Source organism: Sphaerisporangium flaviroseum, from assembly GCF_039537005.1.
Classification (GTDB): Bacteria; Actinomycetota; Actinomycetes; order Streptosporangiales; family Streptosporangiaceae; genus Sphaerisporangium; species Sphaerisporangium flaviroseum.
Genome location: NZ_BAAAZR010000001.1, coordinates 1,208,128 through 1,230,611, shown reverse-complemented (window position 1 = coordinate 1,230,611; position 22,484 = coordinate 1,208,128). Strand labels below are relative to the sequence as shown.

22 protein-coding genes are annotated in these 22,484 nt (G+C 69.3%); 10 read left to right on the top strand and 12 right to left on the bottom strand.

Annotated elements, in window-relative coordinates:
• Window positions 1–87 precede the first annotated feature (87 nt).
• From ABD810_RS05785 to ABD810_RS05765, 5 genes are all read right to left on the bottom strand, one after another.
• Window positions 88–930 (bottom strand): ABC transporter ATP-binding protein, encoded by an 843-nt coding sequence (locus ABD810_RS05785; protein ID WP_344935084.1) that lies wholly within the window; start codon window positions 928–930, stop codon window positions 88–90.
• Complete coding sequence (locus ABD810_RS05780) at window positions 927–1,928, bottom strand: ABC transporter ATP-binding protein (RefSeq protein WP_344935082.1); 1,002 nt, start codon at window positions 1,926–1,928, stop codon at window positions 927–929. The genes ABD810_RS05785 and ABD810_RS05780 overlap by 4 nt, the downstream gene beginning before the upstream one ends.
• Complete coding sequence (locus ABD810_RS05775; protein WP_344935080.1) at window positions 1,925–2,794, bottom strand: ABC transporter permease; 870 nt, start codon at window positions 2,792–2,794, stop codon at window positions 1,925–1,927. Before ABD810_RS05775 ends, ABD810_RS05780 begins: the two co-directional genes overlap by 4 nt.
• Window positions 2,791–3,738, bottom strand: coding sequence for an ABC transporter permease (locus ABD810_RS05770; protein WP_344935078.1), 948 nt, complete (start codon window positions 3,736–3,738; stop codon window positions 2,791–2,793). The genes ABD810_RS05775 and ABD810_RS05770 overlap by 4 nt, the downstream gene beginning before the upstream one ends.
• A gap of 105 nt (window positions 3,739–3,843) precedes the next feature.
• Window positions 3,844–5,475: an ABC transporter substrate-binding protein gene (locus ABD810_RS05765; RefSeq protein WP_344935076.1), complete on the bottom strand. Its 1,632-nt coding sequence runs from the start codon at window positions 5,473–5,475 to the stop codon at window positions 3,844–3,846.
• 128 nt (window positions 5,476–5,603) lie between these two features.
• On the opposite strand from ABD810_RS05765, the gene ABD810_RS05760 reads away from it, so the two are divergent.
• On the top strand, window positions 5,604–6,638 hold the full coding sequence (locus tag ABD810_RS05760) for a LacI family DNA-binding transcriptional regulator (protein WP_344935074.1): 1,035 nt from the start codon (window positions 5,604–5,606) through the stop codon (window positions 6,636–6,638).
• Between the two features lie 128 nt (window positions 6,639–6,766).
• Here ABD810_RS05760 and ABD810_RS05755 read toward each other — a convergent pair whose 3' ends face one another.
• Together ABD810_RS05755 and ABD810_RS05750 are read right to left on the bottom strand one after the other, a co-directional pair.
• On the bottom strand, window positions 6,767–7,921 hold the full coding sequence (locus tag ABD810_RS05755; RefSeq protein ID WP_344935072.1) for an epoxide hydrolase family protein: 1,155 nt from the start codon (window positions 7,919–7,921) through the stop codon (window positions 6,767–6,769).
• A gap of 313 nt (window positions 7,922–8,234) precedes the next feature.
• Window positions 8,235–10,031, bottom strand: coding sequence for a sensor histidine kinase (locus ABD810_RS05750; RefSeq protein WP_344935070.1), 1,797 nt, complete (start codon window positions 10,029–10,031; stop codon window positions 8,235–8,237).
• A 260-nt stretch (window positions 10,032–10,291) separates the two neighbouring features.
• On the opposite strand from ABD810_RS05750, the gene ABD810_RS05745 reads away from it, so the two are divergent.
• The 4 genes from ABD810_RS05745 (at window position 10,292) to ABD810_RS40955 (ending at window position 12,435) form a co-directional block, all read left to right on the top strand.
• The gene (locus ABD810_RS05745) at window positions 10,292–10,561 is read left to right on the top strand and encodes a hypothetical protein (protein ID WP_344935068.1); all 270 of its coding nucleotides are present in this window, start codon (window positions 10,292–10,294) and stop codon (window positions 10,559–10,561) included.
• Complete coding sequence (locus ABD810_RS05740; protein ID WP_344935065.1) at window positions 10,554–11,174, top strand: DUF6879 family protein; 621 nt, start codon at window positions 10,554–10,556, stop codon at window positions 11,172–11,174. Before ABD810_RS05745 ends, ABD810_RS05740 begins: the two co-directional genes overlap by 8 nt.
• Before the next feature lie 8 nt (window positions 11,175–11,182).
• Window positions 11,183–11,902, top strand: a complete 720-nt coding sequence (locus ABD810_RS05735) for a DUF6082 family protein (RefSeq protein WP_344935063.1) — start codon at window positions 11,183–11,185, stop codon at window positions 11,900–11,902.
• Between the two features lie 326 nt (window positions 11,903–12,228).
• On the top strand, window positions 12,229–12,435 hold the full coding sequence (locus ABD810_RS40955; RefSeq protein ID WP_425566856.1) for a hypothetical protein: 207 nt from the start codon (window positions 12,229–12,231) through the stop codon (window positions 12,433–12,435).
• Here the strand turns inward: ABD810_RS40955 and ABD810_RS05725 are convergent.
• Window positions 12,402–12,860: an Lrp/AsnC family transcriptional regulator gene (locus tag ABD810_RS05725; protein WP_344935059.1), complete on the bottom strand. Its 459-nt coding sequence runs from the start codon at window positions 12,858–12,860 to the stop codon at window positions 12,402–12,404. The genes ABD810_RS40955 and ABD810_RS05725 overlap by 34 nt on opposite strands.
• 65 nt (window positions 12,861–12,925) lie before the next feature.
• Between ABD810_RS05725 and ABD810_RS05720 the strand changes: the two genes are divergently transcribed.
• The gene (locus tag ABD810_RS05720; RefSeq protein WP_344935054.1) at window positions 12,926–13,831 is read left to right on the top strand and encodes an SMP-30/gluconolactonase/LRE family protein; all 906 of its coding nucleotides are present in this window, start codon (window positions 12,926–12,928) and stop codon (window positions 13,829–13,831) included.
• A gap of 100 nt (window positions 13,832–13,931) precedes the next feature.
• Here the strand turns inward: ABD810_RS05720 and ABD810_RS05715 are convergent, their stop codons facing one another.
• Window positions 13,932–14,606 (bottom strand): response regulator transcription factor, encoded by a 675-nt coding sequence (locus tag ABD810_RS05715; RefSeq protein WP_344935050.1) that lies wholly within the window; start codon window positions 14,604–14,606, stop codon window positions 13,932–13,934.
• Window positions 14,599–16,344, bottom strand: coding sequence for a sensor histidine kinase (locus ABD810_RS05710; RefSeq protein WP_344935048.1), 1,746 nt, complete (start codon window positions 16,342–16,344; stop codon window positions 14,599–14,601). The genes ABD810_RS05715 and ABD810_RS05710 overlap by 8 nt, the downstream gene beginning before the upstream one ends.
• Window positions 16,345–16,498: 154 nt before the next feature.
• Here ABD810_RS05710 and ABD810_RS05705 point away from each other — a divergent pair, with 154 nt between their 5' ends.
• Window positions 16,499–17,890, top strand: a complete 1,392-nt coding sequence (locus ABD810_RS05705) for a serine hydrolase (RefSeq protein WP_344935045.1) — start codon at window positions 16,499–16,501, stop codon at window positions 17,888–17,890.
• Window positions 17,891–17,987: 97 nt separating this feature from the next.
• On the opposite strand, the gene ABD810_RS05700 is transcribed toward ABD810_RS05705, so the two are convergent.
• Window positions 17,988–18,629 (bottom strand): TIGR04222 domain-containing membrane protein, encoded by a 642-nt coding sequence (locus ABD810_RS05700; protein WP_344935043.1) that lies wholly within the window; start codon window positions 18,627–18,629, stop codon window positions 17,988–17,990.
• Between the two features lie 148 nt (window positions 18,630–18,777).
• On the opposite strand from ABD810_RS05700, the gene ABD810_RS05695 reads away from it, so the two are divergent.
• The 3 genes from ABD810_RS05695 (at window position 18,778) to ABD810_RS05685 (ending at window position 21,821) form a co-directional block, all read left to right on the top strand.
• Window positions 18,778–19,776, top strand: a complete 999-nt coding sequence (locus ABD810_RS05695; RefSeq protein ID WP_344935041.1) for a DNA polymerase ligase N-terminal domain-containing protein — start codon at window positions 18,778–18,780, stop codon at window positions 19,774–19,776.
• 277 nt (window positions 19,777–20,053) lie between these two features.
• Window positions 20,054–21,022: an ATP-binding cassette domain-containing protein gene (locus ABD810_RS05690; protein WP_344935039.1), complete on the top strand. Its 969-nt coding sequence runs from the start codon at window positions 20,054–20,056 to the stop codon at window positions 21,020–21,022.
• A 37-nt stretch (window positions 21,023–21,059) separates the two neighbouring features.
• On the top strand, window positions 21,060–21,821 hold the full coding sequence (locus ABD810_RS05685; RefSeq protein ID WP_344935037.1) for an ABC transporter permease: 762 nt from the start codon (window positions 21,060–21,062) through the stop codon (window positions 21,819–21,821).
• Between the two features lie 43 nt (window positions 21,822–21,864).
• Here ABD810_RS05685 and ABD810_RS05680 read toward each other — a convergent pair whose 3' ends face one another.
• A complete protein-coding gene (locus tag ABD810_RS05680) occupies window positions 21,865–22,332 on the bottom strand; it encodes a phospholipase (RefSeq protein ID WP_344935035.1) in 468 nt (155 codons plus the stop codon).
• Window positions 22,333–22,484 lie beyond the last annotated feature (152 nt).

Here is a 22,484-nt window from a genome sequence, read left to right as displayed (position 1 = left end):
GCGGATGCATGCGCGGCCTCGGGTCAGCCCCCTCAACCCGCAGCCGCCTCGGGTCGGCTCCGGCCGCCCGCGGTTGCTCGCGCGGGCTCACGCCTGCGCCTCCGCGGTGTCCGTGCCGGTGGCACGCCGAGGGCGCCAGCCCGGCCGGGGTGCGCTGTCGCGCAGCAGCCGGGTGTACGGGTGCCCCGGGTCGTCGAGCACCTGAGCCGTGCTTCCGCGCTCGACGATCCGGCCCTGCCGCATGACGACGACCTCCTCGCTCACCTGCCGTACGACGGACAGGTCGTGGGTGATGAACAGATACGTGAGCCGGCGAGCCTGCCGGATCTCGGCCAGCAGGTTCAGAACCTGCGCCTGCACCGACACGTCCAGCGCGGCGACGGCCTCGTCCAGCACGAGCACGCGCGGCTCTGCGGCCAGTGCCCGCGCTATCGCGATCCGCTGTTTCTGCCCGCCGCTGAGCTCGCCGGGCAACGCCCGAGCGTGCGCGGGGCTCAGGCCGACCTGGTCGAGCAGGTCGTCGACGCGGCGGCGCGCTTCGGCGCCGCTGAGCCGATGGTGGGCCGCCAGCACCTCGCCGATCGCCGATCCTGCCGTGCGCCGGCGGTTCAGCGATCCGTTCGGGTCCTGGAACACCATCTGGATGTCCCGGGCGCGGGCGCGTCGCTCCGCGCGGCGTGGCCGCTGTGCCACCGGGCGTCCCGCGAGAACGACGTGTCCGGCATCCGCGCGTTCCAGGCCGACGAGGACCCGCGCGAGAGTCGTCTTGCCCGAGCCGGACTCACCGACCACGGCGAGGCAGCTGCCGTCGGCGACGCTGAGGCTGACGTCGTCGAGCGCGCGGACCGTTCGGCGTCGCCCGCGCTGGCCGGTCGTGAACTCCTTGCACAGCGCGCTGATCTCGATGACGTTCCCGGTCGTGTCGCTCACGGGGTCGCCTCCGTCGCTGTCGGGTGAGCAAGCTCGCCGGCAAGCTCGTCACTGCGGTGGCAGCGTACGGCTCGGCCGGCGGCGTGCAGGAGCGGGACCTCGCCGTCGACGCACTGAGGCGCCGCCCATGGGCAGCGACCCGAGAAGGCGCAGCGATCCTCCACCTCGTAGGCGGCTATGGGCCGTCCGGGGATAACGGGGAGCATGGGAGCCTTCGTGGTGAGGCTGGGCCGCGAGTCGAGCAGCAGGCGCGTGTACGGGTGGCGCGGCGAGGAGTGGAGTTGTTCGGGGGTCGCGATCTCGACGATCTCTCCTGCGTACAGCACGGCGATCCGGTCGCATACCGCCGAGGCCAACTCAAGGTCGTGGGTGACGAACACCATCGCCATCCCGTGCTCGCGGCGCTGGTCGTCGAGGATCGCCATGACCTCCGACTGTGTGCTCACGTCGAGCGCCGTCGTCGGCTCGTCGGCCAGCAGCAGCCGGGGTGAGCTCGCCACCGCGGCGGCGATGACGACCCGTTGCAGCATGCCGCCGGACAGCTCGTGGGGGTAGGAGTCCATGCAGCGGTCGACGTCGGCTATCCCGACCTGCGACAGCAGGTCGCGCGCCCGGCGAACGGCCGGTTGCCGGCTTCCACCTCGGGCGTCGCACAGCCCTTCGACCAGAAAGCCTGAGACACGCAGCAAGGGATTGAGCGCGGCTCGGGGATCCTGGCTGATCATGGCCAGCGCGTCGGCGCGCACCCGGCGCAAGTCCGCGGCGCCGAGGCGCCGCACGTCTTCGCCTTCGAGCATCACCCGGCCTGTGACGCGAGCTCCCCACGGCTCGGTACGCAGCACGGTGCGCAGTGTCATGGACTTGCCCGAGCCGGACTCGCCGACCAGACCGATCGCCTCACCGGGGGCGACGGACAGCGAGACGCCACGCAGGATCGCCCGGTCCCCGCCGCGATCCGGCACCCCGAGGCGGACGTCGTCGAGTTCGAGAACGTTCATGCCCTGCCTCCGGCCCTGCGGCCACCGAGCCGCTCGCCGATCACGCTGAACGCGGCGACCGCGACGACGATGCACGTCCCGGCGAGCAGGCTCTGCTGAGGGTGACCCTGGAGCAGGGAATCCTGCCCCTGGGAGACCATCAGCCCCCAGTCGGCGGTCGGCGCCTGGACGCCGAGGCCGAGGTACGAGAGCGCGGCGAGGTCGATCATCGCGTAGCCGAAGTTGATGGCCGCCCCGGTGAGGATCTGCGGCGCGATGTTGGGCAGGAGGTGCCTTGTGGTCACCACGACCCCGGACAGTCCCTGCAGCTCAGCCGCCTGGACGTAGGCGAGTCGCCGCTCTCGCAGCGCGACGCTGCGCAGCACGCGAGCCGTGTAGGGGACATAGGCGACCGCCAGCGCGACCGTGGCCTGCGCGAGGCCCGTCCCGAACACGGCGACGACGAGGATCGCGAGGAGCAGGTTCGGGAAGGCGAACAGCAGGTCGAGCACGCGGCCCACGAAGGCGTCGACACGCCCGCCGAACCAGGTGGCGACGAGGGCCAGAACGGTGCCACCGGCACCGGCGAGCAGCACGACGACGGCGGCACCCATCAAGCTGGTCCTGGCGCCGTACAGGAGCCGGGACAGCAGGTCACGCCCTGACTGGTCGGTGCCGAGCAGGTGCTCGGGGCCCGGCGCCCGGTAACGCTGGACGACGCTTCCGATGGTGGGGTCGTACGGGGCGATCAGGGGTGCGAGCAGGGCGGCCAGGGCGAGCAGCATGACCACTGCGACGGCGATGACGCCGAGCGGCCGGAGCCGGTTCGCCAGGTCGCCGCCGCGCCGGCGCCGCCGCGTGGGCAGCGCGAGGGTTTCGGCGCTCACGCGCTCTCACCTCCGAGTTGGACGCGCGGATCGATCACCGCGTAAAGGACGTCGACCACGAGATTGACCAGTCCGAACACCGCGACCAGGACGAGAGCCACGGCCTGTACGACGGCGAAGTCCTTCTGCTGCACCGCATTGATGAGCAGGGCTCCCACTCCGTCCAAGGTGAAGGCGTGCTCGACGACCGCCGCACCGGCGACCAGGGCCGCGATGTTCACCCCGACGATGGTCGTCACGGGCAGCATCGCGTTGCGGACGATGTGGCGGCGCGCCACCACCCGCCACGGGACACCGCGGGCCAGCGCGACGGACACGTGCTCAGCGTCGCGTTCCTCGACCACGGCGGTGCGGGTGATCCGGGCGACGACAGCCGCCGCCGGAACCGCGAGCGCCACGGCGGGCAGCGTCAGGTGCAGCATCCGGTCTGGTAGCCCGGAGCCGGAGCCGAAGACCGGGAACCAGCCCAGTGTCACGGAGAAGACACTCATGAGCAGGACGGCCGCGAAGAACGTGGGAATCGCGAACCCCACGCTGGAGGCGAGCAGGACGCCGGTGTCGAAGACGCCGCCGCGCAGGCCCGCGGCCACCCCGGCGGCGACGCCGAACACCACGATCAGCACGGCGGCGTACGTCGTGAGCCAGAGGGTCGTCGGGATCCGGGACATCAGCAGAGACGCGACGTCCTGGCGGGTGGTGAGGGACTCACCGAGGTCTCCGCCGAGCACGCCGATCAGCCAGTGCCAGTAGCGGAGCAGGAACGGGTCGTCCAGGCCGTACTGCGCGCGGATGGACGCGAGGACCTCCGCACTGACGGTGCGGCCCTGGACCAGGAAGCTCTCGGGCGTTCCGGGCGCGGCGTACATCGCCGCGTAGATGAGGAAACTGGACACAAGCAGCGTGGCGGCCAGCGCACCCAGCCGCCTGGTCAGGAAACGCGACACGATGCCTCCATCTCGGGCTTCCGGATCACGCGCTCAGCGCACCGGGGCACGATGCCTTCGTCTGGGACGCCCGTGGCGCGGCGCCGCGCCACGGGCAGACCGGTGTCAGGCCGCACCGAGGCTCGCAGCCCATGGGTAGTAGAGGTAGACGAACGAAGCCGGGACGCCGGTCACGCGCTTGTTCAGGAACAGCCGGACCGACGGTGCCACGATCGGGAGCCAGGGTGTCTGCTCCATCACCTTCGCCTGGAGCTGGGCGACCAGCTTGGCACGTGCGGTGTCGTCCGATGCCGTGGCGGCCTGTTCGATCAGGGTCTGCACCTGCGGGTCGTCGTATCCGTTGAAGTTCTGGGATCCCCCCTTGGCGGCGATCGTGCGTAGGAAGGCGAGTGGGTCCGGGATGTCCATGTAGTTCGTCGTCATGAAGCCGTCGTAACCGGCGCGCGCCTTGGCGTCGGAGAAGAAAGCGCCGTACTGCGCGCTCGGAACTCCCTTGGGCTGGATGTTCAAGCCGAGCTCGCGTGCCGCATTGGACATCTCCGAGAGGATGTCGGCATAGAACTGGCGCTCGCTGGGGTAGGCGATGGTGATCGGCGCGCTGCCGGCGGAGACCCCGGTGAGGAGCTTCTTCGCCTCGTCGAGGTTCTTCTTCGTGTCCGGCAGGGCCTCGTACGCCGGTCCGAACACGGCGTCGCCGTACGTCCAGCCGCCCTGGGGTACCAGCGATCGGGACGCCCGAGCCGTACCCGCGAACACGGTCTGCGCGATCGCCTCACGGTCGGTGGCGAGCGCCAGAGCCCGGCGCACCGCCGGGTTCCCCAGGGGCCCGCTCCCGGTGCTGATGACGGCCACCGTCTGCAGTGACTTGCCGAGGTACAACTTGCCGTTCTTCGACGCGGACAGCCGGTCCACCGCCCCGACGGGAACGTCGTACGATCCGTCGATGGCGCCGGTGTCGAGCGCGCTCGCGATCGCGCCCGGGTCCACGATGAACTGCAGGTCGAGGTGCTTGGTCTTCGCCCGGCGCTGCGCGTCCCAGTAGCCGTCGTTGCGCTCCAGCGAGATCTTGGAGCCCTTCTCCCACGACGAGAGCTTGAAGGGCCCGGTGCACATGACCGCTCCCTCGGGCGTGCCGTACTTCGCGCCGGCCTCGGCGCGCTGCTTCTGCTGGACGACCACCCCGACGGGCGTGACCATGTAGGAGTTGATCGTCGCATCCGCTTTCTTCAACCGGATCGTGACCTGCTTGTCACCGGTCTTCTGGATGGAGTCGATGTTGCCGGTGATCTGGTCCGACGCCCAGTAACTGCCCTCCTTCGGATCGAGGTGGCGGCGCAGGCTGAACACGACGTCATCGGCGGTCATGGGCTCGCCGTCCCAGAACCGCACGCCCTCGCGCAGCGTGTAGACCCAGGTCTTGGGATCCGGAGTCTCGACCTTCTCCGCCAGGTTCGGCTTGACCGAGTAGTCGGGGTCCAGCCGCATCAGGCCCTCGCACAGGTTCGCGACGACCGTGTTCTCGGGATAGTTGAACGCCTTGATCGGATCGACCGACGCGGGCTCGCCGAAGGGCAGGTTCCACGTCGCCTTGTCGAGCTCCCCCTGTGCGGCGGGGGTGGTGACAAGGAGGTCGTCGAGCTTGTGACCGTCGACAGCCGGGCGGGTCGTCTCTCCGCTGCACGCGGTGAGCCCGAGGCTGAGCGAGACGGCGACGAGCGCCGCCACACGGATACGCATCTAATCCTCCGAACACTGCAGGAGTTTGTCTCGTTATGCGCCTCGTGGGTGGCTCTCTCGGCGCGGTAAGCGGCGACGCTACCGCACAAAACGTTTTAGTAAAAGGTTTTGTGCCCTATCCTGTCCGTATGCCGGACCAGGAATCCCGGGCAGGGCGCGCCACCATCCGGGACGTCGCCCGCGAGGCCGGCGTCTCCCTCACGACGGTCTCCCACGCGCTGAACGGCAAGGGGACCGCGTCGGAGGCCACGCGCCGGCGAGTCCTCGCCGTCGCCGACCGCCTGGCCTACCGCGCCAATCCCATGGCCCGCGGCCTCCGTAGCGGGCGCACCGGCGTACTGGCCCTCGACATGCGCCCGCTCGACGCCATCGGGTCGTACCTGCCCGCGGGTGTGGACTACTTCATGCGGTTCGCCGGCGCGGCGGCGGTGACCGCGCTCGACCACGGCCTCGGGCTCATGCTCGTGCCGGACCTGACCCGCGCGGACATCCCCCAGGTGGCCCACGGCGTGGACGGTTACGTCATCGGCGACCCCGTGCGCGAGGATGCCGTCCTTACCCGGCTCCTCGACGCGGCCGTACCTGTCGTGACCGTGGGCCGCGACCCCGGGCGGCCGGAGTTCGCCGACTGGGTGGGACCTGACGACGTGGTCGAGACCGAGCGCGTGCTCGACCTGCTGCGATCGCGCGGTGCGCGACATATCGCCCTCCTGGCCGGTACGGACGACAACGCGTGGAACGTCGACTCCGAAAGGGCCTACCGTGCGTGGGCCCGACGCCACCACATGCCGGCCCGGGTACTGCACGTCCCCGAGGCGGCGGGCGAGGACGGCGGTCGCAACGCCGCCCGGCGACTGCTGACGGGAAAGCGGCGGCGGCCCGACGCGATCTACTGCCAGACGGGCCGCCACGCGGCCGGAGTCCTCGCCGAGGCCCAGCGGCTCGAAGTATCCGTGCCGAGCGATCTGTTGCTCGCGGCCGGCTCAGATGCACAGCAGGCGCGTCTGGCGGTGCCCGCGATCACCGCCCTGGACCTCGCCCCGGAGGAGACGGGCAAGGCCGCCGTCGAGCTACTCATCGCGCGGCTCAACGGCGATCCGACGTCCGGGCCGGTCGTCGTCCCCGCGCAACTGCACGTCCGGGCGTCGACGGGCGAAGGCTGACGCCCGCGTTCAACTTCCGCACCGATCCGGCCGCAACAGGCCCGGAATCTGTTGGTGGACCTGGGAGCGCGGGCGGCCAGAGCGTCGCTCCCTGATCCGTTGCCGAGGGTGCCGGAGGCCGGCTGTGGTCAGCTCAGGGTGTCGAAGAAGGCGCGCACGTCGGCTACCAGGAGTTCCGGCTGCTCCAGGGAGAGGAAGTTGCCGCCGCGGTCAAGCTCGGTCCAGTGGGTGACGTTGAGGTCGCGTTCGGCGAAGCGGCGGATGGCGACGTCGGTGGACAGGGCGACGGCCACGCCCGCGGGGACGGTGCCACGCTCCTTGGGGGCCCAGGCACCGGGGTCGTGGGCCATCTCGTAGTAGAGGTTCGCCGAGGACCCGGCGGTTCCGGTGAACCAGTAGACGCTGATGTTGGTCAGCAGGTTGTCGCGACCCACGGCGTCCTCGGGCAGGTCGGCGGCGCTGTCCGTCCACTCCTTGAACTTCTCGGTGATCCAGGCCAGTTGCCCGACCGGGGAGTCGTGCAGCCCGTAGGCCAGGGTCTGGGGGCGGGTCGACTGGATGACGTTGAAGCCCATCATGTCGTCGCGGAAGTTCTGCAGCCGGGCCAGACGCTCCTGCTCGCCCTCGGTGAGGCCGGCGAAGTCGGCGGGGTCGTCGGACGGGAAGGTGATCAGACCGTTCAGGTGGATGCCGATGACGCGGTCGGGCGCCTGGCGGCTCATCTCGGCGGCGATCCAGGCGCCTCCGCCGCCTCCCTGGACGCCGTAGCGGTCGTAGCCGAGGCGTGACATCAGCTCGACGAACGCGCTCGCGATCTTGCCGGTGTTCCAGCCGGGGGCACTGAGCGGGCCGGAGAAGCCGACGCCCGGCGTGGAGATGACGATCACGTGGAAGTCCTCCGACAGCGGTCCGATGACCTCGGTGAACTGCGTGAACGAGCCCGGCCAGTCGTGCAGGAGCAGCAGCGGGACGGCGTCCGCCTTGGCGGAGCGGACGTGCGCGAAGTGGATGTTCTGCCCGTCGACCTCGGTGGTGAACTGCGGGAACTCGTTCAGCCTGGCCTCCGCCTTCCGCCAGTCGTACTCGTCGGCCCAGTAGCCGGCCAGGCCCTTCAGGTAGTCCACCGGCACCCCACGGCTCCATCCGACGCCGGGGACCTCACCACTCCAGCGGGTACGGGCCAGGCGGTCACGAAGGTCGTCGAGGTCTGCTTGGGAGATGGCGATGTGGAACGGGCGGATCGCGGCGTCGTCGTTCGGGGTCGCGGAGGGTGTGGTGGTCATCGAAGTCTCCCTTTCGAGGAAGTCAGGCCACGCGTGAGAGCGGACCGCAGTGAGCGATCTAGGGAATACTGGATGGGCGGATACGGCTCTTCCGGCAATCGATCCGGTGCGCTTTCTCCGTGCCTCAAACACTAGAGCGCCATTAGGAACGTCTGATTCCTAATGAGGTTCCTAATGGAATGACCCTGAGGACCGCGAGCCACGGCCCCACACCACCACCCTCACCGCCACCGCCACCGGCACCGCCACCGGCACCGGCAGGAAAGTCCTCATGCTCGAATGCTGCGGCCGTGGAGCGTCACGGCTGACCGAGCTACCCGCGAGGAGCCTCGCAATCGTGGAGGGGGAGCAGGACCCGGAAGGTGGCCCCCTCTCCTGGCGTGGTCGTGAGTTCGACCCGCCCTCCATGTGCCTTGACGATCCCGGCCACGATCGCGAGCCCCAGCCCGGCCCCGCCGTCGACGCGGGAGCGGCTCTCGCTGATCCGGTAGAGCCGCTCGAAGATTCGGGGGGCGTGATCCTCAGAGATCCCTGGACCGGTGTCGCACACTTCCAGCACCCCCATGACCTGCGACCCGGGCAGCTCTGCACCGAGCGCGGCGGCCGGTGAGGCGGCGGCCTTACCTGTACCGACCCGGACCGTGATCTTCGCGTCCTGCGGAGTATGAGCGAGCGCGTTGGCCACAAGGTTGGCCGCCACCTGCCGCAACCGCGCCTCGTCCCCCAGCACCATGACCGGGCTCAGCCCGGAGCCAAGCCCGGTAAGCCGTAGCTGCCGCCCAGGAAGACCAGCCGACCCATCTCCCCAAGCAAGCAGACCGTCCCGCGCATCTCCCCGAGCAGGCGAACCGTCCCGCGCCTCCCCATCCCCCGGGGGACCGTCCCACGCCTCGTCATGCCCCGGGAGACCGTCCCACGCCTCGTCATGCCCCGGGAGACGGTCCCGCGCATCTCCCCCAGCAGGCAACGTGGCCCGTGCTCCCTCCCGCGTCAGGATCCCAGCCGGCCGATCGCCCTGGACAGGTAGACGAGCCCGGGCGTCGCGGACGGTTTCGACGGCGATCTGCAGCAGGTCCACAGGGTGGGCCTCGAGCGGACGTTCCTCGTCCAGGTGGGCCAGGACGAGCAGGTCGTTGACCAGCAGGCCCATGCGGGTGGCCTCGTCCTCGATCCTGCGCATGGTCTCGTCCATAGGCGGTCCCGGCGGGGTGCCGCCCCTGCGGTACAGCTCGGCGAAGCCCTGCACCGAGGTCAGCGGGGTACGCAGCTCGTGCGAGGCGTCGGCGAGGAACCTGCGCATCCGCGCCTCGGACTCGACCCGCGCGGCGATCTCCGCCTCGACCCGGTCGAGCATGACGTTCATCGCGACACCGAGACGGCCCGGCTCCGTATGCGGGTCGGGCTGTGGCACCCGGCGGCTGAAGTCACCGGCGGCGATCTGCGCGGCGGTCTCCTCCATCCTCGTCAGGGGTCGTATCCCCAGCCGTACGAGGGCCGCGGCGGCCAGGCCCAGCAGGAGCAGCACCGCCGCCATGACCGCGGCGTCGATGGCCATCAGCCACCTCTGTGTCTCCTCGACCTCGGCCAGCGACGCGCTCATCACCACGATCCCGCCGTCCGGGAGGTCGACGGCCAGCACCCGCCAGGACGGCCCGTCGGTGCCGGGCACCGTGTACGGCTCGCCCTTCCGAACCTCCGACAAGGATCCGAGGTCCGGCTTGTTGACGGTCTCTCCCGGAAACTCGGCGGCCAGTCTCCCTCCAGGGGTGAAGAGGTAGAAGCCCCGCTCTCCGACCATCCGCTCAACGATCCTCTTCTGGGGCGTGAGCAGCGGAAAGCCCTTCACTCCCGGTTGGGGCCCGGGGAGCGGCAGCACCTGCCGCCCGGCGATGATCCCCGACGTGGCGGCCGCGCCGGTGGCACCAAGTTGATCGTCCAACCGATCGACCAGGTAGTTACGCAGCAGGGTCAGGCCCACCGCGTTGGCGAGCACGAGCGCGACCGCGGTGAGCGCCACCGCCGCCACCACCAGCCGGGCTCGCAGAGTCCAGCGTGCGGGCATCTTCACGCGCGCGGCCAGGCTCCGCGCCAAGCGTCCATGTGTCTTCACGCGTCGCCCTTTCGTGACAGCCGGGGCCTCTACGTCTACCTGAACCAGCTCAACGCCAGCTCAAAGCCCGACCACAAGCGGCCACCCCTCCGGATCGCCTCCGTTCCCATCGCGCACAGAATCCGACGCTCGACCGCCAGCTGAAAACGCGGTTACGGTCGTTGCATATAGACGGCTATTCGTTAATATTGACGTAAATATGTGTTCATGTGACGCTGAAAGCACCAGGAAATACCTCCACGTGAAGAAAGGCGCGACCTATGAACACGCCATGGGAAGCGGAGACGGGTACGAGATTCCTGCGTAGACTCGGCAAGTCCATGCGTGAGCTGGGAAGCACGGCCAACACCGACGGCTGCCCGGATATCTGGGAGATGGAGAACGGAGACATAGCCGTGGTCGGACGTGACGTCACAGCGAGCTACGCGGGCAGACTTCCCGACGACCTGACCATCCGCGCGGACGAACGCCTCGTCATGATCCCCCGCCACCTCCTCACCACCGCAAAGCCGGACATCCCCGATGCTTGATCAACTTGCTTTCCTACCAGCAGAGGAACTCGACCTCGGCACCTACAAAAGCGACTTCCAAGACCATTTTTGGAAGGCCGACATGTCATGGAAGCTGGAGAGGCAGGTCACCTTCAAGGAGCCTTCCTCGCCTAGCTGGCTGGCGATGATCGAAGGTGACTGGCGGAAGTCTCTGAGGCTCGCCGAGGAGATGCGAGCCGGCAGGGTGCAGCATCAACGCGAGTTGGACCGTAGCGGCATTGTGCAACGGCGTATCCGGTTCGTCTGCGATCCGCCGACTCCCTACCTCCAGTGGGAGCTCCATTTGCTCGCGATCTGGGCCCAGCTAGGTGAGCAGATACGGATCCTCCCTGCGGAGACCATCGCACATCTGGAGGAACGGGCCGAGCTACCGGAGGTCGTGGTGCTCGGGGATCGCTCGCCGAGGCCGGTCATGTACGACATCCAGTACACAGATGGTGTTCTGTCTGGCGCTCGTAAGTTCACCGACCTCGATCTGATCAACACGTGCCGCCGGGTGATCACTGACCATTGGCAACGTGGAGAAGACATCCGCCATTACTTCCCGAGGAAGATCGAAAACCTTCCCCCACCCGCTCCGCAGAGGGTATGAAAGGCGGCATGACCGTCCAGACTCCTCAACGACGCGCCCGGATTAGGCTGCTGACACGCCCCTCTTCCATGAGGCGCCTCGTTCCCTCACTGACAGTCCTGCTTGTGCTTTTAGCGGTAGCTCTGGTGGCGCTGTCGCCTCTCGCGCTCGATGTGCTCGACGATGGCGGGAGATGGGCACGAAGAAGTGAAATCGGGCAGACATACGGAGCAGCCGCTGCCCTGCTTTCCGTCTTCGCGCTGGCTGCGATCACCGTTTCCTTGGTTCTGCAGGCCCGCGAGGCAAAGCTGGCCCGGGAACAGGCATCACGGACGACCCACAATGAGCTGATCACGATGGCACTGGAAAATCCGATTTATCGTGAGTGCTGGGGAGTGTTCAGCGGTGAGAAGGACGAGAAAAGCCTTAGACAGCAGCTGTACACGAATCTCATTCTGTCGTACTGGCAGACTCGGTTCGAGCTCGGCACCTTCTCTGAGACGCACCTACGCCACGGGGCGACGACCATCTTCTCCGCCCGGCCTGGACGCATCTTTTGGAAGGAGGCCAGAGAAGCTCGCATCAGAACCTCCCAAACCCGGAAAGCCAGAAGGTTCCACGCGATTCTCGATGAGGAGTACAACAAGTCGATCGCAGCCACTCCTACGCTGAGCGTCCCTCCCCCGCAGGTCCGGGCCACACGAGTCGCCGCGCTCATGCGGAGGATCGCCGACCGACTGGACAAGTAACCGCAGCGGTTGCGACCGTACGAAACCATGTTCGGCGGTAACACACGCCAGGCGGACGGCCGCACGAGCGCGGCGGCCAGCGTGCGCGTGCCCGTCGCTGTGGTCGGCGGGTTCCTCAATCAGGGCTTGCCGGTGGTGTGCGAGCCTGGGGTCGGTGTTTGTCGGTGCGGCGTGTGGAGGGATCCATGACATTGTCCGTCTGTGTGGCCGGCGCGACCGGGTGGACCGAGCGGGCCGAGGCCGTTGGCGCCGCGGATGATTTGGAGCTGCGTTCAGCGTGAGCCGGGCGGGATCTCGGGGAGGCCTGGCACGGTGAGCCGAACGGCGTGCCTGTGTTCGGCCACGTCGCCGAGGCGCTCGACGGAGTGGACGTGCTCGTCGACTACACCTCCCACGATGCCGTCCGTGGCAACACGCTGGTCGCGATAGAGCGCAGCGTGTCGGTGATCATTGGTGCGTCCGGACTGAGGCAGCGCGTGACTCATGCACTTGGTGCGGCTTACGCGGCCGACGGTGCGGGGCCTGGGATGTAGACGTCTCGTTCGAAGAAGGTCTCCAGGACGACGATGGTCTGGGTACTGGAGGTGCCCTCGACCTCGAACAGGCTTCGTAGCAGGGTCTGCAGTTCGCGGGTGCTCGACGCGCGTACCTTGACCAGCAGCGACGCCGGGCCCGCGATCACGTGGGCCTCCTCGATCTCGGGGATGGCCCTGAGCGCCTCGGCGGTGTCGCCCATCCAGGTGTTGCCGTCGATCATCACGTACGCCAGCACGCCGCGACCGGCCGCGACCGGGTCGACGTCCACCGAGGTGCGCCGGATGAGCCCGCGCTCTCGCAGCTTCCTGACCCGCTCGTGGGCCGCGCCGCTCGACAGGCCCACGGCCGCTCCGAGCGCGGCGTACGACTGGGTGGCATCCACTTGCAGGAGGCCGATCAGCATCCTGTCGATATCATCCATGACAGGACGCTATCAGGATAAATCGGTGTTTGACGGGACGTGATTCGGTGAGCTTTGCTAGCCGTATGACTGAGACCATCCCCGCCGAGCTCGAAGAACTGGACGACCGCTTCGCCGCGGTCGGCGGTGACGAGCGGGTCGAGCGCATCTACCAGGGTTGCCGGTGGGCCGAAGGGCCTGTGTACGTGCCCGCAGGCCGATACCTGGTCTGGAGCGACATCCCCAACGACCGCATGCTGCGGTGGGACGAGCTGACCGGCAACGTCGGCCCGTTCCGCGTCCCGGCCGGCTACACCAACGGTCACACCCTCGACGCCCAGGGCCGGCTGATCTCCTGCGAACAGGGCGACCGCCGGGTGACCCGTACCGAACACGACGGTTCGATCACCACGATCGCCGCCCGGTGGCAGGGCAGACGGTTCAACAGCCCCAACGACGTGGTGGTGAGATCGGACGGCTCCATCTGGTTCACCGACCCCTCCTACGGCATCAGCAGCGACTACGAGGGGCACCGCGCCGAGAGCGAGATCGGCGCGGACCAGGTCTACCGTGCGGACCCGGTCACCGGCGAGGTCCGCGTCGTGGCAGACGACTTCGAACGGCCCAACGGGCTGGCCTTCTCCCTCGACGAGAAACGGCTCTACGTCGTCGACACCCGGCGCAAACATCTCAGGGTGTTCGACGTGCACGACGACGGGACGCTGTCCGGGGGCAAGGTGCTCGCCGAATGCACCGCGGGCTCCTTCGACGGGATCCGGCTCGACGACACCGGCCGGATCTGGGCCGCCACCCATGAAGGCGTCCACTGCTTCGCTCCCGACGGCACGCTGATCGGCAAGCTGAAGCTCCCGGAGAAGACCTCCAACCTGGTCTTCGGCGGCCTCAAGCGGAACTGGCTGTTCATGACCGCCTCGACCTCCGTCTACGCGATCATGCTGAACGTGCGCGGCGCCAGGCCCGCCTACGCGTGACCCGCCGCCCCGGGCCTGACGGCCGCTTCCGGGCGTGCCGAGAGCTTTAGGCCTGCCGAGAGCTTCAGGAATGCCGAGAGCTTCAGGAATGCCGAGAGCTTCAGGGCGTGCCGAGGTAGGTGAGGACCGCGGCCACTCGGCGGTGGATGTCCGGGCTGTTCTCCAGGCCGAGTTTCATGAAGATGGAGTTGACGTTCTTCTCGACCGCGGAGACCGACAGGTTGAGGGCCCTGGAGATGCCGCCGTTGGACCTTCCGTGGGCCATCTCGCCGAGCACGTCTCGCTCGCGTGGCGTCAGCGCCTCCGGGCCGCCTCGTACGGCCCGGCGGGCGAGTAGCCCTTCCACCACCTTCGGGTCGATCACCGAGCCGCCCGACGCGACCGCGTGGATGGCGCCGAGCAGCTCGTCCAGGTCGCCGACGCGGTCCTTGAGGAGGTACGCGAACCCCTCGGTACCGTGCTTGAACAGCTCGAAGGCGTACAACGAGTCGGCGTACTGGGACAGCACGACGATTCCGACACCGGGGTGGCCGGTGCGGAGGGCATGCGCGGCGTCGATGCCCTCGAAGCCCGGTCGCCATCGGCCGCCTGGCATGCGGATGTCGGTGATCACGACATCGGGGGTGAGCCGGCGAACCGCGTCCACCAGCTCGTCGGCCGTGCCGACGGCGCCCGCCACCACGACCTCACCGGAGGTCTCCAGCAGCCGCCTGGTCCCCTCGCGGACCAGGTAATGGTCGTCCGCGACGACGGCCCGCACGACCTGCTCAGGCATGGATCTTCACCCAGGCGTGCACCAGCGTGCCCTCTTCCTGTCCGCTCGTCACTTCCAGTCCGCCGCCCAGCGCGCTCAAGCGGTCCGCCAGCATGGCCAGACCCGTGCGGGTGACCGTGCCGGGGTCGAATCCCTTACCGTCGTCGGTCACGGAGGCGGCCAACCGGCCGGAGGCATGCGACAGCCGGACCCGGATGGCGGAGGCGGACGCGTGCTTGAGCGCGTTCGCGACCGCCTCGCTCACCGTGAAGTAGACGGCGCCCTCGATCTCGTCGGGGAACCGCCGCTCGCGCAGCCCTTCGTCCGCCGTCACGGTGGTGGCCACCGGCAGGCGCGAGCAGCGCTCCTCCACCGCCTCCACGAGCCCGCCCTGGCTGAGCACGGCCGGGTGGATGCCCGCCGCCAGCTCACGCAGGTCGGAGAGGGTCTGCCGGGCCTGTTCGCGAAGCGGGTTCAGCACCTGGGGCTCGCCTCCGGTGGCCCGCGCCATCTCCAGCCCCGCGATGAGGGCGACGAGTTGCTGCTGCACCCCGTCATGGATGTTGCGCTCGATCCTGCGCCGCTCCGCCTCCTGCGCGTTGACCAGCCGGGCCGCCAGCCCGGCGCTCTGGATGGCCAGCGCCACCGGCACGGCCAGCGCCGTGAGCAGGCGCCGGTCCTCCCGGGTGAGGCGTCCCGCGGTCTTGGGCCCGCAGTCGATGTGCCCGAGCCCGGCCGGCACGGTCAGCGCGGGCCGTCCTTCCTCCCGCCCGGCCACGACGCGGGTGCCGTCCGAGAGCGACACCGCGGCCCAGCGCGTGTCGAGGCCGGTCCGTACGGCCGCCGCCAATCGGCCCAGTTGCTCCACCGGCTCCATGTCCTCCAACGCCGGCCCGAGGCCCGACAGCAACTCGTCGACCGTCGGCCGGACGTCGAAGACCAGGTACAGCCGGGAGCCCTTCAACCCCACACGGATGTCCAGGAGGTTGTGCCGCAGGAAGGCCACCGTGATGGTGGCGGGCAGCGCTCCCACGACGCTGATGACCCCGATCACGGCCGCGGCGTCCGGGCCGATGGGCGGGACGAAGACCAGCAGCAAGGCCCCCGTCAGGTTGGTCAGGATCCCGGCGATCAGCCAGCCGAGCTGGCGGCGCTCGGACGCCCTGCTCCGCCGCCACCGCACGATGACCGAGCCCAGCACGACCAGGGCCAGGACGAAGACCAAGGTCTGGCCGAACCCCGCCGCGCCCAGCGCGAGCAGGTCGAGGGCGCCGAGCTCACCGGACGGGAACTGCCCCATGGTCGCCTCGGGGATGAGCACGATGCCCACCCAGTGCAGCGCGATCCCGCCCGCGGCGAGCCAGGCGACCGGCCGCCAGCGTGCCGAAGGCAACCGCCCCTCCGGGAAGAGCAGCGGGATGAACACCCACGTCAGACCGTAGAAGAGCGTCAACATCGCGGTGAGCACAGCGGCGAGGGGACCGGGCACGTCCGCGCCCTGGCCGATCCGCAGCAGCAGTGCGGCCCCCACGAGGCCGAGTGCCAGGCAGTCGGCGGTGGCCAGCAGCACCCATCCGTACGCGCTGTCCGGACGCCGTGAGGCGATGAGCCAGCCGAGGGCGGGGAACGCGAGAAGCGGCAGCGCGTACGCCCACTGCACGGCGGACGCCACCGAATGAGGTTCCAGCGCCAGGGCCGCGATGGTCCCCGCCACGGCCACCGCGGCCATCGCGGCGGCGGCCATCGCGGAGCGCTTCATACCCGGCATCGTGACGGGTGATCAGGCCGGGCGTCTATGAGGTTGTCCGCACAGCCGGTGCGGATGCCCGCACATCCAAGACGGTGGACCGCCTCCTACCCCGGCGGTCCGGCCGTTCCTAGCGTGAGGACGGACATCGAGCGAAGGAGCGGCCATGCACCTCACGACGAGATCCACGCGCTTCCTGTCCGTGACGCTGGGCGCGGCGGTCCTCACCCTGACCGCGTGCGCGCCCGGCTCGCAGGGCGCGTCCACCGCGGCCACCACCGCGGGCCCGAGCGCCACCCGGGCCACCACCGCAAGCCCCCGTCCCACCGTGGCCATACCCGACACCCCCGTCGGCCGGCAGCTGCGCTGGTTCCTGGAAGCCGCGAGCGCGCCGCCGATCCCCGAGGACGAGCTGGTCGCCCACCTGAACGCAGATTTCCTCAAGCAGGTGCCTCCCGCGACGTTCAACAAGGTCGTCGAGGGCGTCGCGGGTCTCGTTCTGGACGAGCTGATCGACGTCAAGCCCACGGCACTCGTCGGCCTGGTCTCTACGGCGAGCGGGCGGTTCAGGCTCTCGATCTCGGCCGACGCCTCGGGGCTGATCGCAGGCCTGCTGCTCTCCCCTGTGACGTCCCCCTCCCCCTCACCGGCGAGCTGGGCGGACATCGGCAAGCGGCTGCGCGCGGTCGCCCCGCAGGTGGGGTTCCTCGCCGCCGAGGTGACCAGGCAGGGCCGCTGCCGGCCGGTGTACGCGGTCGCGCCCGGCACCCCCCGGCCGCTGGGCTCGATGTTCAAGTTGTACGTGCTGGGCGCCGTCGCCGGCAGGATCGGCCGGGGCGAGCTCTCCTGGGACGACAAGCTGACCATCAGGCCGGAGCTGAAGAGCCTTCCCAGCGGGGAGCTGCAGGACAGGCCCGACAACAGCACGGTCACCGTCCGGGAGGCGGCCAAGCTGATGATCTCCATCAGCGACAACACCGCCACGGACCTGCTCATCCACCGGGCCGGGCGGCGGACCGTCGAGGCGCGGAACGCGGCGTGGTCCGGCCACGCGGAGCGGAACGTGCCCTTTCTCACCACCCGCGAGCTCTTCGCGCTCAAGGGCGCCGACTATCCGCGTCTCGCCGAGCGCTATCTGACGCTGGGCTCGAAGCAACGGCGGGGCTACCTCGGCCGGACGGTGGCACGGGTGCTGCTCTCCGATATCACCCCGTGGACCACTCCCCGCGACCTGGACACCATCGAGTGGTTCGCCTCCCCGGCCGACGTGTGCCGCGCCTTCGCCGGGCTGAGCCAGATCGACGACCGGAACGTGGGCGAGGCGATGTCCGCGCAGGACGCCGGGCTCGCGCTCGACCGTGAGGACTGGCCGGTCGTCTGGCACAAGGGCGGCTCGGAGCCCGGCCTGCTCGCCCTGGGCTTCCTCGCCCGCTCGGCGAAGGGGAAGACCTATGTCGTCACGACGCTGACCGCCGACCCTCGCGCGGCCCTGAACGAGAGTGCCGCCGGCCAGGAACTGCTGGCGCTGATCCGCGGCGCGTTCACCCTTCTGGGGTGACCCGCCCATGGCGACAGGCCGCCCGAGGCGACGGCGGCAGCGCCCCCGCCGCTTCCGGCAACGCCACCCGCCGCCGAGGCTTCAGGGCGCGCCGCGATCAGCAGGCACCGCCGCCGCCGTCGCCTCCGCCCCCGTCGCAGGAGAAGCCACCTCCGCCGTCGTAGCCGCTCGCGCCCGGACTCCAGATGGGGAGCGCCCTGAGCGCTCCCACCGACGCGGGCCCGCGCGCCGGGGCCGAGACCGGCTCCCCGAGGGAGAAGCTGGTGCGGAGTTCGACGTCGCGGATGCCGGGCGTGCCGTTGATCGCGACCCGTCGCAGCCCTCCCTCACCGTCCCGAAGCCCGGCGCCATCCTCCGTGGCGATCAGCCCGCGGCGTACGCTGCGGCCGCGCAGGATACCGGCCTTGCCGCGGCGGGTCACCAGACCTCGTGCTCGAAGCGACTCGCCGATCGCCTCGACGGCCGGTGAGCCCGCCACCACCGCCACCGTGTATCCGAGGTGCCTGCCCGTCTCAGGAATCGCCTCCAGGGCGGCCGCCTCGACCGGGTCGGCGGGCTCGCGCCGCACGGCGCTGATCCGGTGACGGGCCGGATCGATCCTCGCGCGCCCGTCCTCGCAGAGCGCGACCAACGCCACCATGGCCACCCGCCGTGGCCCCCCGCACAAGTAGGCGGTCTCGTACAGGTCAAGATCGGTATCGGTCACCGTCTCCCCCTCGCCTCGTCGCTGTGGCCTCATTGTGGGGAGCCGGGCGGTACCGCGCCGTCGCAGATGCGACGCCGGCGCTGTCGCGGATGACACCTCCCGTACGGGCGTACGGCACCGGGCGCCACAAAGCGGTCAGGTCCGGGGTGCGGCATGGCTGCGGTGTGGGTACGAAACGGCAATGTCGGCCGACAAGCTGGACGTCTACCGGAGCAAGCGTGACGCCGCCCGCACGCCCGAGCCCGTACCCGCCCCCGGGCCGCTTCCCGAAGGCAACGACGACACCTTCGTGATCCAGGAGCACCACGCCCGCCGCCTGCACTGGGACCTGCGGCTCGAACGGGACGGCGTGCTGGCCTCCTGGGCGATCCCGAAGGGCATCCCCCTGAACCCCAAGCCGAACCACCTCGCCGTGCACACCGAGGATCACCCTCTCGAGTACGCCACGTTCGAGGGGGAGATCGCCAAGGGCGAGTACGGCGGCGGCCTGATGCTGATCTGGGACCGAGGCACCTACGAGACCGAGAAGTGGACGGATCGCGAGGTCAAGGTCGTGATGCGCGGCTCACGGTTCTCCGGCCGGTACGTGCTGTTCCAGACCGACGGCAAGAACTGGATGATCCACCGGATGGACCCGCCCCCGGAGACGGGGTTGCCGCCCGCCGCCGATCTGCGCCCCATGCTGCCCGAGGAGCGCAAGCGCCTTCCCCGCGACCAGGAGGCGTACGGCTTCGAGTTCGACCTTGGTGGAACGCGCGCCCTCGCCGCGATCGAGAACGGGCAGGTGCGGTTCTCCGGCACGGACGGCCCGATGCCCGCGCTGGACGACCACCCCGGCCTCGGCGGCCTGGGGAAGACCCTGGGCGGCCTTCCCGCCGTGCTGGACGGCCAGATCGTCGAGGTCGGCGGCACCCCGATCTACATGATCTCCGATGTGCTCCGGCTGAACATCGGAGACCTGCTCGACCGGGTCTACCAGGACAGGCGCCGCACGCTCGACCACCTGGACCTGCGCGGCCCGCATTGGCAGACGACCCCGTGGTTCCCCGGTGACGGCAAGGCCGTACTGAAGGTGGCGAAGGAGCGGGGACTGCCGGCCGCCCTGGCCAAACGCCTCGACAGTCCTTATCTCCCCGGCACGCGATCCCCGTACTGGATGCGCGTCCCCGCCGGGGACTGACAGCGGCATGGGAAATTTATTTCGCACGCCGTGGCCATGTGCGGAGAAAGGCCAGTTCAGCCGTGGTGGGCGGTCGTGAAATAAGTGCCTTCGACGCCCTTTGCCGCGCGTCAGGGAAAACCGGTTTCCCCAGGTCAGCGAGAAACGTGAATGTGACGTTCACGTTTGCCAAATCCGGAATGTCCGGGACAAGATAAATCATCACCGGCCGCGCCCTGAGCAGGGGTTTCTTCGCCATGCCCGGCCATCGCCCATGCCACCCCCCAAGGAGGGGACGATGATCCATGCCCGAGGACTGACCAGACGATTCAAGGTGAAACGAGAAACCGTCGATGCCGTACGCGGGGTCGACATCGATGTGGAAGCCGGCCAACTGGTGGCCTTCCTGGGTCCGAACGGCGCCGGGAAGTCCACCACCCTGCGCATGCTGACCTCACTGCTGCCCCCCACCTCGGGGACCGCCACCGTGGCGGGCTGCGACGTGGTGTCGGACCCGGCCGGCGTACGCGCCCGCATCGGGTACGTCGGGCAGAAGAACAGCGCGGGCGAGGCGTTCCGCGTCTACGACGAGTTGGTGACCCAGGGACGCTGCTACGGCCTCACCCCGTCCGCGGCGCGCCGGAGGGCCGGCGAGGTCCTCACCCTGCTGGACCTGGAACCCCTGGCCAAGCGCAAGCCCGGCACCCTGTCGGGGGGCCAGCGCCGCCGGCTCGACATCGCCATGGGCCTCATCCACCGGCCCGAACTGCTGTTCCTGGACGAGCCGACGACCGGCCTCGACCCGCAGAGCCGCGCCAACATCTGGGAGCACATCCTGCGGCTGCGCACCGAGCACGGCACGACCCTGTTCCTGACCACCCACTATCTGGAGGAGGCCGACACCATGGCCGAGCGGGTGGTGATCATCGACCACGGGCTGATCATCGCCGACGGGACGGCGGAGCGGTTGAAGAGCGACCTGGCCGGGGACCGCATCACGATCACCACGCACGACCCGCGGCAGGCGGCGAGGGCGGCCGAGATCGCCGAAGGGTTCGCCGGGCCGGGCGAGGCCGGCGCGGAAGGGACGACCGTACGCCTGAGGGTGCCCCGCGCGGACACGGCGCTGCCGGAGTTCCTGCGCTCGCTGGAGGCGGCGGGAGTGAAGGCGGCCACCGCCGAGACCGCACGGCCCACGCTGGACGACGTGTTCCTCGCGCTCACCGGCCGCACCCTGCGCGAGAGCGAAGGCGCGGGCGACAGCTAGCACACCGGGAAGTCACCCCGACAGGGAAAGGTACGACGTGAGCACGCATTTCATCCGGGACACCCGGACCGTCTTCTCCCGCGAGTTCGCCCCCGTGGTCCGCGAGCCGCTGGCACTGATGTTCACCATGGGACAGCCGCTGCTGTTCCTGTTCCTGTTCGGCCCGATGCTGGCGGGGACGCGCAGCCTCGGAGGCGAGGGGTCCCCATGGCAGTGGTTCGTGCCGGGCATCCTGATCATGATGTGCCTGTCGGGTCCGATGCTGGCGGGATACTCCCTGCTCATGGAGCTGATGGGCGGTTCGATGGAGCGGATGCTGGTCACCCCTCTGAACCGCACGGCGATGCTGGTCGGCCGGACCATGAAGGAGTTCGTGATCCTGCTGCTCCAGTCCGTGCTGATCATCGGCCTGGCGGTGCCGCTGGGCTTCCATCTCCGTCCCGTCGGCGTGCTGGCCGGGCTGGCATTGCTGATCGTCTTCGGGACCGGGCTGGGTGCGCTCTCCTTCGTGCTCGCCATCGCGTCCCGGCCAGGCGGCGAGCTGTTCTGGGGCGTCACCCAGACGGTCATGTTCCCGCTGCTGCTGCTGTCGGGCGTGCTGCTGCCGATCGACTTCGGCCCGGCATGGCTCCAGGTCGCCGCCGCGCTCAACCCGGTCTCCTACATCGTCGAGGCGGAACGGGCACTGTTCGACGGACGGTTCATCGAGATGCCGGTGCTGTACGGCCTGCTCTGGGCGTGTGCCGTCGCCGCGATCGGGCTCACGCTGGGCACCCGCGCGATGCGGCGCGGCATTTGAGACCACCGGCGGTGTCGGACCGGTACGAGCACCGGTGGAGCCGTCAGGTGCCGCCGAGGTTGCGGACGGTCAGGTAGTAGGTGTCGGCGGTGCGGCGGCAGATCACACCCTTGTACGACTGCACTCCGCTGTACTGCCGGCATACGTCGTACATGTCGTCCTTGAAGTTGATGTCGATCTGTCCGCGGTTGTCCTCGTTGAACCGGCCCTGCCGCTTGTAGTTGCGGTAGCCGAAGTCATGGCGCTGGCAGGAGGGGAGGAAGTTGAAGCCTTCGGGCTTGTCAGGGGCCCAGGAGCATCCGTCGGAGGACCAGTCGAGCTGGCCGGCGTACGGCTGCGCGGCCCGCTGGTCGAGGAAGGTCCCGATCGAGACGCTGAAGAGGTATTCGTCGGTCTTCACCTGGAGTTCGGCCGAGGACAGGTCCGCGTAGGCCGGGACCGCGGTCACCAGTCCTGTGGTCATCGCGGCGATGGCGACGGAGAGTCCCGCGATGCCGTTCTTTAATCTCACGGAATGCGCCCTTCTCGAGCATCGATGTGTGGCACGAGCCGTTCTCCGGCGGCATGGCCACCGGTTGGTGCGCATGGCGAATCGACAAGCCGGTCACGTCAGGAGCGTCGGTAAGGCGGATCTCGCGAGGGAAAGGCAGAGTGGGCACTCGG